General features: G+C 64.8%; 1 protein-coding gene (only partly in view). It reads right to left on the bottom strand.

What is annotated here, in order from left to right; genetic code table 11:
• On the bottom strand, nucleotides 1-15,158 hold the 5' portion of the coding sequence (locus tag K7711_RS27845) for a C2 family cysteine protease (protein WP_222972410.1). The gene continues 30,871 nt to the left of window position 1, outside the view; only the first 15,158 of its 46,029 coding nucleotides appear in the window; the start codon lies at nucleotides 15,156-15,158; its stop codon lies beyond the left edge, outside the window.

The following is a 15,158-nucleotide window of genomic DNA, read 5'->3' as shown; positions in this document are numbered from 1 at the left end:
TCGGTGAATGCCCGTTCCAGCGTCAATTTCCGATTGGCCCAGAAGGGATCGGCGGGCATCCGCGACATCATCAGGTCGTCGGTCACCGTGATCAGCTGGTTCCGGAGATCGAGCAGCAGTTCCGCGCGCCGCCGCGCCGGCACATTGCGTGCGATCAGGTCCTGATCGAGTTGCGCCATGTAGTGCTGGCCGAGCGCGCGCCAACGCACGGCATCGGTCCAGCCGAGCGAATGCGCGGGTATGTCCGGAATCCGATCGGGACCGAATACCGCTCCCCGGACCTCGGCCGCGGTGGGATCCGTGGTCGTGCTGCCCGTGGCCACGGTGCTGGTGGTATCGGAGCTCGTGGTGGCCTTCGTGGTGTCGTCGGGGGTGATGAAGATGCTGGTCGCCGACGAGCCCAGCGCCGGTACGGCGAGGTAGTAGTGAGCACCATGGATCAGGGCGTTGACCTGGGGGTGCGTGGAATTTTCGTCGCCGAGCGGCGTTCCGGTGCCGTACTGCCGGGGAATGTAGACGTTGAGTCGAATCCTGTTCCGGTTCAGGACGGCGATGCTGGCCTGGGGGACCAGATAACTGGCTGCGCTGCGCCATACCCCTTGCCCGGCCAGCGCCCCGACCTGCTGGTAGAAGCGAGCCCAGAGCTGATTGTCGCGTCGTGCGGTGAACAGATCCCGGAACTCGTTGTATTGGAGATAACTCTCCGGATCCTCTCCGATCGTTTCGAGGATCGTGCGGAATTCGCGGGATTGATCGGCCACCGCGAATACCCGGTCGAAGCGGCGGCGCCGCACCGCGGTGTGCAGCGCGGAACCAGGCACGAGCAAGCGGGAGAGGCGCTCACGATAGAAGCCGGTCGCTGCCGCCAGGACGGACTCGAAATCCGCGAAGTAATCGTCGGGATTCCTGTGGATCTCCTGGACTATATCCGCACGTATTTCGAGGATCCGCTGATTACGTTCGCGTCTGCTCAGCACCTGGTTCGGGTGCAGGGCCCGAATCAGCACGTGGATGTAGCAATCGCCGTCCATCGGCATGCTCGCCCACCGGTATCCCGGCGGCGGAGCGACGCCTCCGTGCGCCTCCCCGGTCGGTTCCTTGGCTTTGGCCTTACCTTTCGTGTCTTTCGCGGGGTCCGAGGTCGACTTCGCGGCGTCGTCTCTCGTCTCTGTCTTCTTCTTCGCCGGATCGTCTGTCGCGTCCTTCGCCGGATCCGTTGTCGACGTCTTCGTATCGTCTTTCTTGTCGTCTTTTTTGTCTTCGGGCTTCAGTACGCTGCCGTCCTTCGGGTCGATGCCCGGTGGGTCGACATGCCCCGTGGGGTTCTCCATCGTGTTGAACTCGACGTTTCCGGAAACCCACAGCACACCCTTGGGACCGCCGACCTCGATGAGCGCGGCGGCACTGATGCGGTAACTCTTCGTATCGCCCTGTACACCGAAGCGGGCGTAGTTGGTGGACTGCCGGATCAGATTGCTGGCGTTGACATATCGGACGGTATCGCCGTCCAACGGGATGTTCGTCGGAGTGTTCTGGTTGGTGGCGTCCGCGTTGAGGTCGTTCGTCAGGCCGAAGGTCAACTTGTACTCGTAGGTCTCGCGATCGTCGTGTTCCACCGAATCCTCGGCGACGGAAATACCCTCGATCGATGTTCTGCGGTTGACCCGGACGAGCTGCGGCGAGAAGAGAGTCACCTTGAGATACCTGCCGCCCGTGGGGTTCTGGACGGAAATGGGCTCTTTGGTCTTCTCGGCATCGTCCAGAGCCACGCTGGTGGCCTCCTGCCCGACGGGCGTCTCGACGCCGTACCGGGCCAGCGATTGCAGCAGGCTCTGGACGCCCGGTGAGAAGCCCGGCTGCACGCTGCGCACGAGCGAGGGGTCGACGGCGCGCAGCGCGCGGGCCAGCTCGGCCCTGCCGTCGAAGTCGTGGATAAGCAGCGGGAGCGTCGGCTTCCAGGTCGGCCCGGCGAACAGCGCGCGCAGGTCGGCGGGTGGGTTGATGGAGATGACGGTGCTGCCCGGCGTGGACGGCGTGACGGGCTTGCCGGGATCGTCGGAATAGAGACCGGGCGTAATGCCCGTGACGGTGTTGTCGTCCTTGGTCTCGGAATTCTCGAAAACGATGAGAGCGTCGGCCGGCATCTCTATGTGGTTGTAATCGACCGGGGGCGGGAGTCTGGAGTCGTCGACCGCTTGCATCTGTGCTTCCAGGTCCGGGCCGAGCGTCGTGACCGGTATGATCGCCGACTCCGGCGTGATCACCGTGACCGGTACGATCGGCACGTTCAATGTGCCCAATGCGATGGGCAAGGGCGCGGGCGCCCGCGGTCCCCAGATCATGGTGCTCACGGATCGTCCCGCACTCGCGACGCCCTGTCCGAGGTAGGCCAGGCCGTCGATGCCCTTGGACACCCACGAGGCCACCGGCTCGGCCAGGGAATACGAGCTGACGTCGACGTTGACCTTGTAGGGCGCCGAGATTCGGGTGAGGCCGACCGAGCGGACCCAGGTGCGGTCCTGCCGGAACGATCTGCGGTGATCGCCGGACCCGCTCTGCCGGCCGGAGACGATACTGGCGTTCGGCTGGACGCCGTTGGCCAGGCCACCGGGGTTGAAATTCTCCCGGTGGTCGACGGTGCGGTAGCCGCCGACACCGGTCGCGCCGGGAATGTGCAGGGAGTTGCCGCCGCTGCCCTGGTAACCCCGAATGATGTCCAGCAGCGTGGTGTCCGGGAGAAGTTCGCCCTCTTTCTGGAGCTGTCGGAGCTCCTTCGAGACCGGTTTGCCGCTGTCGTCCTTGCCCAGGCGTGACGGATCGTGCGTCACGGTGAGCTTGACGATGATCAGGCGTGGAACGAACCAGGAGCGGTAGTAGAAGCGAAGGGTGTCCGTGGCGTTCGTGCCGCCGTTGATCAGGGCACGGAGCGCATCGTCATCGGTCGCCTTGGCGATACGCGGCAGGACGGTGGGTTGGTAGGTGGTCGAGCCGACCTTGGAGATGCCGCTGCCCTTCTTCTCCACTGCCTCGATCACCTTGTCGCGCAGGGCGTTTCGGGGGCCGTGGACGTCGACGTCGTAGGCGACGGCCAGGTTGAGGTCACCCTTGTTCCGGAAACTGTCGGGCGGGCCGTTACCGGCCTTCAACGGTTCCGGAATTTTCAGATCGGCACGGGCTTGGACGAGCGCCAGCAAATTGGGATGATGCCGCAATTCACTTTCCACGAGGTAGAACTCGACGGCGTCGGGTACATCGATGACGTAGGACTTCGTGCGGGCCCCGCCGGGGAAAACGTTCCGGATGGTGTTGCGGGGCGCGCCGGTGATGCTCATCAGGTATTTGGCGTCCGCGACGAATACGAACGCACCCACGTAACTGGTGACCGACGTGTCGTTGGTGGCCATGGCGCGGGAGGTGATGCGTTTGTCGCGGGTCGTGCCGCCCTGACCGCCGCCGGCCAGGGTGCCGTGGCCTTCGGAGTCCCGCCCGTAGTAGCCGATGGCCGATACACCGCCGTGGTCAGCGGGGTGCTCGGATTCGGCGAAGGCGGTGTGCGAGCTGGTCGTCAGCAGCTGTTCGGCCTCGAAACTCGGCTTGTACTGCACTCTGATGTTGCTGATCAGACCACGTACGTCGCCGGTGAAATCGATACCGGCCAGGGTGCCGGGAGCGGCGGTGCTCTCGAAGGGGTAGGAGGTCTGGAATATCGACGCGGTCAGATTGCTCGGCGCCAGCGCACTGTGGAAGACCTCGCCAACCGTCGAATCCGGATTCGCGGGCGGTTCGCCGAGCGTGGTCTGGCGGGTCCACTGGCCGACACCGATGGTCTTGCCCGCCAGCCAGCGGGCCGCGCCGAGCAGCGAATTGCCCACTGCGCCCCAGGTCACCGTCGGCTGACCGGTGTCGGACTCGTTCGCTCGCGCGGCCAGTGATTCCTCGGTCGGGAAGGTGCCGGGAATGATCGGGTCGGCATCGGTGTCCTCGGTCTTCGGGACCACCGCTTCGGGTTCCTCGTCGGCTTTCTTCGCTTCTTCCGCGGCCTTGGCACGGTCCTTCTCGATGCCTGCGGTCAGTTCGATGAGCGCCTTGTTGGCGGTCTCGCGGAGTATCTTGCTGCCGCCGGGGTCCTGCATCTTGGGGTTACGGGGCAGATCGGCCCGCTGCGTGAATGTCTGGACCAGCGCCTGGTCCTCCGGATCCTCCGGGTCGATGGCATGGACCGTGGGCTCCAGCGGCGGCGGTGGGGTGTCCGGTCTCTTGGACAGGGTGCGATAGGTGGGGAGTGCCACCCGGATCCGGCCGGTGCCGGCGCGCAGTATGCGACTGGTGGTGGTGCCGGTGCCGGCCGTGGTGCCGGTGCCGAGTTCGGCGGCGGGCTTGGTTTCGATGGCGGTTGCGGTGGTGTCGGTGGCGAGTTCGGCGCTGCTGCTCGGGTCGGTGGTGAGTTCGGTGGCCGCGGTAACGGCTTTGGTGTCGGTGGTGGGTTTGCTGTTATCTGTAGCGGATTCGACGCTGGGGTTGATATTGGCGATGGTGGCGGCGGCGGGTTCGTGCGTATCGAAGATGTGCAGCTCGTACTCGGTCGAGATGCTGAAGACCTCGCTACCGTCGTCACTCGGGGTGAAGATGTTCCGCTCGTTTATCTTCCAGCCGTAATCGCGGATATTCGGTGCCGAATAGTTGTGCACATAAGCACCCGTGATACGTGCGAACGGCTGCTCTCGGTTGCCGCCGCCGATGAGATTGTCGATCGAGAAGTTTCCGCCATAATTACGTGGCAACATATTCACGTACTGGTCGTTACCGGAAGAATTGCCACCGTTGTAGTTCATCGTCGGAACCTTGGGCAGCGACAGTTCGTGCTCGATGCCGTCGTACGGGTTCTTCGGATCCGTCATGCGACGCTTGGTCACGATCATGGCGGTGACCCTTCGCATGCCGGTCGGGGTGGCGATCTCGAAGGAGGGGGGTTTGGCGCCACCCTGGATACTCTCGTCCAGCATCGCCCGCGGACCGGCCTTCACCTGGTCGAGCGTGCGGTTGTTCTCCAGGTTGTCGCGGAGGAAACCCTCGTCGGACAGATATTTCTGGAGATCGCCGAGCAGCGGCTCGACACCTTCGACACTCAGCGGTGTCGTGGTCAGTCCGAGTTGCCGCAGGTACACGATTTCCGACGGTGGATACAGTGGCGTCTTGGGTTTGTCGCCGAGGGTTTTCAGCGTCGGCACCATCATGTTGATGGGATAGGTCTTCCCATCGCCCAGTGGCGTACCGGGGCCGGGCTTCAGCGGATGCCCGAAGTTCCGGACCAGTTCGACGTTGATGGTCATATCGGGCGTGACGTGCAGGAAATCGCCCTTGTGCCGCAGGGTGCGCGCCGTCGTGCCGCCGTGGTTGATGCCCAGGTGGTAGCTCGCCTGGTACCCCAACCCGGCTCTGGGGAGCGTGAACCGGAACCCGGGGGTTTCCTGGTAGCCGGTATCCGGGTTGGTCTTGCCGAACTTGAAAGCAGAGGTGAGCGCGAAGAGGAAGCCGAGCGAGTTGGCGACCCGCGTCGCACCGTGCACCGCCAGTTGCCGCACGGTGTAGAGCTCCGCGCGCGAATTCTTGATGGGCGGGCCGGTGAGCTCCCGGCCGCCGCTGAGGTCGACGCTGAATCGCAGATATCCGATCTCGGCTCCGCTATTCGAATACAGTGTCGGCGAATCCATCGCGCCGTCGCTCCACATGATCGGCAGGGCGCCGAGGAAATTCTCCTCGCGGAAGAATTCCCACAACCATTCGATCGACTTGTCGGAGACATCCTTGAACTGAGGTGCGAACGATTTGATCACGTCCGCGTAGATCTTGTCGATATTCGGAATATCGTGCGGTCCGTAGAGCGGGAATTCGCGCCGCAGCCGTTCGATCGGCGCGGGGACGGTGGCCGTGTCCGCCGGATTGATCGCCGGTAGTTCCCCGCTCTTGGTCATGTATTCCGGGAAGTATGCCTGCAGGAGATTCGGCGGGCGTTCGGTGATGGTTTTCCAGCCCTTGGTCATCTGCTCCGGGGCGCGCAGGTCGGCCAGACCGTCGCCGTCGCGCACCTCCCAGGTCGGATGGAGGTCGTAGAGCTCGTGCATGCCCAGGCTACGCAGCTTGGCGATCGACTCGATCTCCGAGGAGATACGCAGGTCGGTGGCCATCTCGTTGAACTTGCCGTCCACCTGTCCGGTCAGGCTCACCTTGTCGACCGCGCCCTTGTGTAACTGGCCGGACTGGGCATAGGACAGGGACCGGAGATTGGTATTGCCCAGCGTTCGCCGGATGTCGAAGACGGAGCGCTGGAAATGCTGGATTCGCGACACCTTCACGCCGTCGGTCGGCTTTCCCTTTTCCTCCGGCGGACCGAGGGCGTGCAGCGAAAGACGCAGGAAGACCGGATATCTCGTGCCCTCGTATTCCACCGGCAGGGGCAATCCCGACTCGCTCAGCAGACGTGACCACTCGTTGTTCAGCAGATCGGCGGTCAGCATCTGTTCGACGTCCGCACGGAACTTGGCGTTCGGGCCGCGACTCGCCTCGACCTGCCGAATGACGTGCTGCTGCAACCATTCCACGGTCTCCTGCGGAATCGGTCGGTAATCGATGAGGTTCTTCGCGCCCTCGTGCCCCTTGCCGAATTTCCGCATCGCCGGACTCAGGTAGAGCTGTTCGACATCGAATTGCCGTCCGAGATCCCTGCCGAAATAGGATTCGCCTTCTTCCGGGTCCGTCGACTTCTCGGTCGGTTTCACGGTCGAGGCCGGGTCCTTGACGGTCGCCTCGGCTTCGGAAACCGGCTTGCCGTCGGTGCCCCTCCGCAGTGTGGAACGGAGGGGGTCGAGCCTGCGTGATCCGCCGGTCGGGGTGGGCTCGCCCTCGCTGTCCTGGCTGTACTCGGAGGGGGAGTCGCTGTCGTAGAAGGTCGTGAATTGTCCCTTGCCCGAGGCGGTTTCGAGAGCGGGGTTGCGGATGGAGTTGTTTCGCCGGTGAGCAGAGCCGTCCCGGTAAGCGTAAGGGAAGGCTTGGCTGAAGGTCTCGGGCGAGTCCTGGCTGTATTCGGAAGGGGAGTCGGAATCGTCGCGGTTCGTGAGTTGTTTTTTGCCCGAAGGGATTTCGAGGATGAGGTTGGGGGCGGTGTCGTCCTGGCTGTATTCGGAGGGCGAGTCGGAGTCGTAGCGGTTCGTGAGTTGGTTGGTACTCGAAGGGATTTCGAGGGTCGGATTGTGGATAGTGTCGTCTTGGCTGTATTCGGAGAGAGAATCGGTTTCGTACTGGTTCGTGAGTTGTCTGTTGCTCGAGGGGATTTCGAGGCCGGGGTTGTGGAGGGCGTCGTCCTGGCTGTACTCGGAGAGCAAGTCGGAGTCGGAGCCGATCGTGAATACTTTGTTGCCCGAGGGGATTTCGATGGCCGGGTTGGGCGCGGTGGTCGATTTCTGGATGGTGGGTGGGGTGGTCTCGTGCGGGACGTCGTCCTGGCTGTATTCCGAGAGCGAGTCGGTGTCGGAGCCGATCACGAATACGTCGTTGCTCGCAGGGATTTCCAGGGCCGGGTTGTGTGCGTCGGTCGATTTCCGGGTGGTGCGCGGAGGGGGGTTGTGCAGGTCGCTGTCGAGCAGGAAGCTGTCCTCGCTGGACACGGAGTCGCTGTCGGAGCCGATCACGAACAGTTCGCTGTCCGACGGGAGTTCGAAGGGCTGGTTGTGCCGGGCCGGGTCGTGCAGAGCATCGTCGTCGCCGTGCAGGGACTCCGCGTCGCCGTCGTAGAGGGAGTCGAGGTCGGAGCCGTAGTCCGCCTCCAGCGCGAACGGGTCGTCCTCCGACTCGGACTCGGTGCCGGGGTTCTGCACGGTCGAGGAGTTGCCGGGGGGCGTGATCTGCGGTGTCTGCACGTTCCAGAGCGGCATCTGCTGCACGGCGGCTGCGGCGGCGTTGCTGGTGAAACCCCGGAAGAAGTCGACAGCGGGCAGCTCGGTTTCTTCGGTCTGTTCGATCTGTCCAGGCTGTTCGGTCAGCAGGCTCGGCGCGTACGTGTCCGGATCGGCGGATTCCCAGGGCTCGGCGGGCATGATCCGGACGGTTTCGACCCGGTTGTCCTGCATCACTGCGAGCAGGCCGTCCAGGGTCGTGGTTTCGATGCGATCGTCGAGGTGCCGCAGTTCGATCCCGCGCGCGGTGAAGTCCGCCCGCAAGTGGTCGCCGCCGGGCGTGCTGAACGACATCAGGGTGCCGGCGAGAGCGCCGCTGCGCCGCAGCCATTCCGCCGCGTTCTCCGCCGTGTAGTGGCGGACTACGCCGTTGTCCTCCTCGGTGTAGGGCACATCGTCGGCGTGCGAGCCGTTCGACGCCGAATGATCGGTCCCGGCCGAGTCGTTCGCGTCGGCCGGATTCTGCACGGGCTTCGAATTGTTCGTGTTCTCCGCCGGATTCGAATCCTCCGAGAGGCTCGGTGTCCGCTGATCGTTCGGCGTGACGGACCGCTGCGAATTGCTCTGCGGTGTCCGCGAAGATCGCACATCGAGGTTGTGCCGCAACTCGGACAGCGATGGCGAGTCGGCCCGGTGCGCCCCCGCGCCTCGGGGCGCGAGCAGCTGCTTCTCCACCTCACGCTGCACGTGGGGCACGGTCTCCTCACGCAACTGCTGTTCGGCCGCGTGCAGTTCGGTCTCGGCATTGCTGCGCTCGGTGCGGGTGACATCGGTGCTGTGCGCGTGATCCGCGGCGACTGCCTGCTCATGCGTCGTGGCCGCCTTGTAGTACCGCACCACCTGCGTGACGACGCCGTGATCGGCCACCTCGGTGTACATGTCCTCCGGTGACAGGAAGCGCCGGAACGATCCGGGGTAGCCGCCGTTCTTCCGGTCGTCACCGGAACCACCGCGCTGGGCGCGACCGCGGATCTGGACGTGCGCCCGATCGCCCGCATCCGGGCCGACGGTCGTGCGGGCGCGCGTGCCACCCAGCTTCAGCGACTCCTTGTCCGGTTTCGGGCTGGCACCGCGCCCATCGGTCTTGTGGCCGAAATGCAGACTGCCGGGCTTACCCCAGGCCTTGGTCTCGTCGTTGGCGAGGTTTTCGGCGTCGTCACTGTTTCCGTGCCGGTCGTACCATTGCGCGTCCCGCACGGTGTAATCGAGTGTGATGTCGTCGGCGACCGTCAATTCGGGCTCGCCGGTTCGGGCTCGCTCCTCGTTGAGCCGCGCGACCTCCGCGCGCACCCGGTCGTTGGTGATCTTGTCGACCCAGTCGACGACGCCGAATTCCTCCGGCTTCTTGTCCCGCCAGTTGTGCAATTCGGTCGTCTTGGTGATGCTGCCGTCGTCGCCGCGCTCGATGCGCACACTATCGCCGGAGATGTCCCGGTTGCTGTGCACCTGCCAGTGCGGCTGACCGCCCTGCTCCACTCCGGTCACGACGCCGTTCTCGTCGAATCGGAGCTTGATCTCCCCGTCCCGCGCGATCGCTTCCTGCACGATCGCCTCGGCCGACGCCTCGAGTTTCCCCTCCCGGGTTTTCAGGACGACGTCCGGAAGATCCTCGATCCGGTCCGCGTAGTAGTTCTCGATGCGCGGCACCGGTCCGATGTGGTGCTGGTCGTAGAGCGCGTCCTCCACGTGCGTCAACGTCCCGGAGACTCCCGAGGGCGAATGCAGGAAGCTGCTGCCGACGATCTGACCGAACCCCAGGTACAACGCCTCCGAGGAGTGATTGGCCTGGACCTCCACACCGGCCAGCACGTCGAGGTACTGCCCGATGTCCTGGAGCCGGTTCTCCCGGACGTCGGTGGTGCCCTTGGTCCGGTCGAGCATCAGTTTGTCGGTGTTCTTGTGATCGAGCAGTCCGACGCGCGCCGGGGCATTTCCCTCCGGATCGTGCGAGACGATGTAGTGCTCGTTGCGGATCATGCCCCAATTCGCCAGTGCCGCATTCTTGTACATCTCGACGTCGGGGTGGTCGCGGGTCAGGTGCGGCCCCGGCACCTGGTTCAACTTCTCGATCGCGGCGTCGGTCAGTTCCGCTCGCCACATGCCCTTGGTGCGCTCGGGCCGGGCGAAGTCCGCGTCGGTGAGCCCGTGCAGCTTCTGCGCGGCCAGGACGCGATGCGTCACCTCGGTGATGTGTTGCGCCCGCTCGGGCGATTCCGCCTGGGAACCGCCGGGCGTCAGCACCGCCTCCTGGCCGTCGAACATGGCGGCATCGAACTCGTCGCCGGTGTAGATGCCCTTCGGGAACGGTTCGAAGCTGCGGTCGACCTGGTACTTCGCGGCGGCCTCGTCCAGCGTGGCCTTCATCTCGTCGAGCTTCGGGCGGTCGTTGTTGAGCCAGTTGTGCAGCGCCTCGACTTCCTCCTCGGGCGCCTTGGTCGCGATGCTGTCCAGCATCGATTGCGCTTCCCGCAACGCCCGGAACTGGAAGTCGTTCTTCGTCCCGACGATGACGCCGTTCTCGGGCATCGGCCCGTCGTCGGTCATGCGGCCGACGTTGACCAGCGGAGCGCCGGTCTTCGGATGCGTGAACGCCTTGACCAGGTCGACCATCGATGCGACCAGATTGTCGCTGCTGGTGCTGCCGTACGAGGTGCCGTGCTCGAGGGCGTCGGTGAACAGCCGCATCGCCATCAGCATTTCCTTGCCCTGGCCGGTGCCCATATTGGCGGTGCGCAGCAGGAAGCCCAGCATCTGATTCTCGCGGGGCGCGAAACCCTCGGGGTGGTTGCGGCGCACGAACTCCGACAGATAGGTGAGGCGTTGCTCCGGCGTACCGGTTCGCATCAGCTCGCGCATCTGGTCGTCGGTCAGGCGCGAGACCGGGCTGTCGTGTTTGTCCGACAGCAGTTCCTCGTTGTGCACGGACAGTGCCGCCAGAATGTCCTTCGCCGAGGCTATCCGCTTGTTGTTCATGGCCTCGAACGTCTTGGCGCGCTCGGCCAATCCGGTGTCGAACGCCTCCTGATCGGCCTTGCCCGCCTGCCTCAGCGCCTCGGTCCGTTGGCGGATCACCTCCAGCCCGGTCCTGTCGAGTTCCTTGTCTGCTTTCGTGAAGGCGGCTTCGTTCGCGTCCCGCTCGGATTTGAGCGGGTTCAGGTCCAGTTCTTCCCGCTCGGTCAGTTCCTTGCGCAGTTGCTGCTCGCGGGTGCGGACGTCGCTGTCGAACCGGTCGCGGTCGGTGATCCCGCGCGTGCCCCGGTCGCCGCCCGAGCTGATCTTCTCGAAGAACCGGGCGATCCTGCTGCTCTTGCTGTGCGCATCGTCATGTTCCGCGCTCGCGCGGGATTCCTCGGTCCAGCGCTCGTTCATGGCCTTGTCCAGCGCCGCGCTGTGGTCCCCGGGTGCGGCTCGCAGCAGTGCCTCGCGTTCGACCAGTTCGCGGCGCACCTCGCTCGCGCGCGCGGCGATATTGCCGCGCAGCGCCTTGAGATGCTTGGTGTCCGGCTCGGATTCCCTTGTCGCCTCTTCGTATTCCTTCCTGGCCGCGGCCAGGTCGTCGCGGGCCTTCTGTACGCGTGCGTCGGCATCCTCGATGCTCTTGGTCAGATCGCCGTTCCGGCGCGCCTCGACGTCGGCGGCCCGCTGGTTGTAGGCATCTCGGCTGTCCATCCAGTTGGCGCGTGCGTCGGTCAGCTTCTTCTGCGCGGCCCGGAGCTGCTTCTCCGTTTGCTCGTGCACGGTGGCGGCATGCTCGTCCGCTTCCTGGATGCGCTGCTCGGCCTCGGCCTTCAGTACCGCGTACTGGTGGTCGACCGCGTGATCGACCGCGGCATTGTGATCGGCCTGGGCCTGCTCCACATTCGCCCGAGCCTCGTCGAGGTGCTTGTGTGCGTCGGTCAGGTCGGCATTGTTCGAGCGCTCGGCCTCCGTGGTCCGATTATGTTCGGCCTGAGTGGGTTCCAGCGCCCGGCGCTTGCTGTCGTACTCCTCGAGGGCGTCTTCGAGTCGCTGCCGGGTATCGATCACATTCTGATCCCGGCCGCCGCCCTTGCGGATCTCCTGCGCCAGCTGATCCCGGCGTTCCACCTCCCGCCGATCCGGCTTGCCGGCCGGGGTACGCGCATCCGAATCGGTGCGGGTGTTGTCGGTGCGCTCTTGCGTGGTCTCGGTTTTGCGGAGGTTCGCGTCCGCGAGGTCTTCTGGCCGGGGTTCGATCCGGGCCTGGATGACGGTCGTGCCGTTGTCGTGGTCGACGCCGGTGATCCGGTAGGTCGTGTCCCGAGCCAGCAGTAGGTGATGCGTGTCCAGGTGATCCCCACCGACGTAGACACCTCGTGTGCCACGCGGAATCTCCAACTGCATGCGGAATGGGCTGCTGGTCGCCGAGGCCGGTTCGTCACGCAGCGGCAGCTGCAGATAGCCGGGTTCGTGCTGGACGGTGTCGACCAGGTCCTGAGTGTTGCGGCCCGTGAACGGGTTACCGTTCTTGTCGACCAGAACACCCGGGTCGGTGAGGGGGCGATCGATGCGAATCGCCTGCGGCAGTGGGAGTTCGTGCCCTGTCGCCTTGTCGAGCAGGTCGATGTTGCGTTGAATGTCGCCGGGCTCGAAAGGCCGGTTCAGGTTCTGGCGGAAGTAATCGGTCCAGATGCGATACAACGCGGCGCGATCGCGGAGTTGATTCCACCGTTCTTCGGGGTTCTCGTGGGACAGGATGTCCTCGATGGCCCGCATCTCGCGTTCTTGATCAGGTGTGCGGTTCTTGTTGTCCCGCAACGTATCCCGCCGGTCACGCAACGAATCAGCGGGCACTTCGCGCAGGGCGGGGATATCCGGGGCGAGATGGTCCTTGCCGGTGAGCAGGCTCGCGGTCTGGTGGTCGGCGGCGAATTCGGTGTGCCGGTCGATGATGTCGTCGGGTGGGATGTTGCGGAGCAGGTCATTTACGGTGGCGATGTCGCGGTTGCCCTCCAGCGCCTCCCGCTCCTGGCTCGGCAGGTCGTCCCGGGTGTTCAACCTGTCGGCGGCGAAACCGTCGGCGTGCGTGAGGGATTCGAAGCTACGCACCTCGTCCGGATTCGCCCGGACCTGCTGTGAATCGTGCAGCGGGGAGCGGCTCTCGTCGGTGGGTGAGGAGAGCGGTGTTTCGCTCGAGCGCAGCGCCTGGTTCTGGCGGGAGATCGAGGGCGGTTCGGACCGGCGATTCGTCGACAGGGAGTGGTCGGATTCGGTCGGCATCGATCGGATCCGGGATTGTTCCGAAACAGAGGGTGTGGCAGTCGCTTTCGGTGCGGGTTCGGTCTTGGATCCCGCGGCGATGCGGGTCACCGAGCGCGATCCGTCGTCCAGGGAGGACAAGCTCGGGCGTGCGGAGGCCGGGGTTCGTGTCGTGGTCGAATCGGCGGACATCGATCGGGACAGGTCCTGTGCCCGGTTCCGGATCGGGATATCGGACTTGGGGATGCGTGCGGAGCTTCCCGTCGAATCCTGCGGCGCGAGTGGGGTGGACCGGCTCTGGTTGTGCTCGGTGGAGGTGCGGGTCGGGTCGGACCGGGTATTGGACTCGTCGGGAACTTCCTCGACGGTGGTCCGGTTTTGCGTGCTACCCAGATCGTCTGTGGGCGTGACGGTTCGGTTCTGCGTGGACGGGATATCGGATTCGTCGGGGACCTCTTCCACGGTCGCCTGGTATCGCTTGCGATCCAGATCTGCCGCGGGCGTGTTCCGCAATGGAGTGGACTCCGAGTCCTGCTGCGGCGCACTACCCTTACGGAACGGATTCGTGTTCCCGCCACGCGCGTTCGAATCCTCGACACGCGACTGCGGCCCACTGCGGTTACCGAACTGGTTCGTCTTCTCCTCGCGCGCATTCGAGTTCGGCACGCGCGGTTGTGTCCCGTTGCCCCGCCGGAACGGATTAGTGGTGCCTGCCTGCACATTCGAATCCTCGACATGTGACTGGTTGCCTTGCCGGAACGGGTTGGTGTTCGCGCCACGCGGAGTCTGCGCCGCAGCAGGATTCGTTTCGGTAGTGGTGCTGCGCGCGTTCTGCGCCTGCGTATTGCGCGATCGGCCGTTCGGGGAGTTGTCTTCCCGCGAGGGCGTCGGCTGCGGCGAATTGTCCCGGGTCTTCTCCCCGCCCAGATCGCTCGTGAAATTCGAGGTGCTCTTGGTGTCGAGGCCGCCGGAGTTCTTGTTGTTCGGCGAGGATCCGTCGCTGTATGCCGGTGGTTTGTCGTGCGCGCTGTAGGCGGGCAGCGTCTCGTATCCGCCCATCCCCGCGGTGAACTTGCTCTGGAAATGACCCATCACGCCGTGTACGCCACCGACGAGACCACCGCCGACACCACCGAGCAGGGCGGCCGGATCGAATTCCCACTGACCGGTCATCGCGCCGTAGGCCACGATGCCCGCGCCCGCACCGACGACACCGGCGGGAATACCGGAGCCGACCGCGACCAGACCGGCCTTCCACCAGTTCATTCCGCCGTTCTTGGCGACCCAACCCCCCAAATACTTACCGCCGAAGTGACCGATCGGCGTGGCCACACCACCGGAGATCGCGCCGACCGCGCCGGTGATGAACATCTGTTTGACGTTGAAGCCCTTGCTGTGTCCCTCGCTCAGTTCGATCCCCTGCGCCAGGGCATCGGTCCCGAGCCCGATCGCGCCCTGCTTGAGCACCTGGATCGCGGTCAACTTCCACAACGGCGTCGCTGCCAACCGCGACGCCCGCGCGGCCAGCGCGGCGGCCAGTCGCGAGGCGATCAACCGCATGATCCCCGCGCCCTCGGCCTCGATGAGCGCGACTCCCCATGCTCCCCACAATGTGGCCAGCGCGTAGGCGATTTCGGCGGCCATCACCGCCAGGGTGATGATGATCTGCAGCTTGGCGTACTCGGTCTGCTGTCCGCAGTCGAACACCGAGTCGGCGAGTTGTTCGAGCCCTTGGACGATCTTCTCGACCGAGTTGTCCCCGGAAAAGAACTGGTCGAACTGGGATTTCATCTGATCCGCGCCGCTACCGCTGTAGTTCTGCGACGCGGTGTCACACGCGGCGTGCAGCGGAGCGATGATCGCGTTCAGCGCGTTCGATGCATCGGTCCAGTCCTGGCTCAGCGCGAAGAGGGCGTCCTCATCCCCCTTCGGCCACGAGGATCCTGCGAGATACGACAGCCACTGCAGCCCGGCCGGAATCTCGATACTCAT

The organism is Nocardia coffeae (assembly GCF_019890715.1).
In the GTDB taxonomy this organism is placed as follows: Bacteria; Actinomycetota; Actinomycetes; order Mycobacteriales; family Mycobacteriaceae; genus Nocardia; species Nocardia jiangxiensis.
Note: the sequence above shows the minus strand (reverse complement) of the source record. Positions and strands in the feature narration are given on the sequence as shown.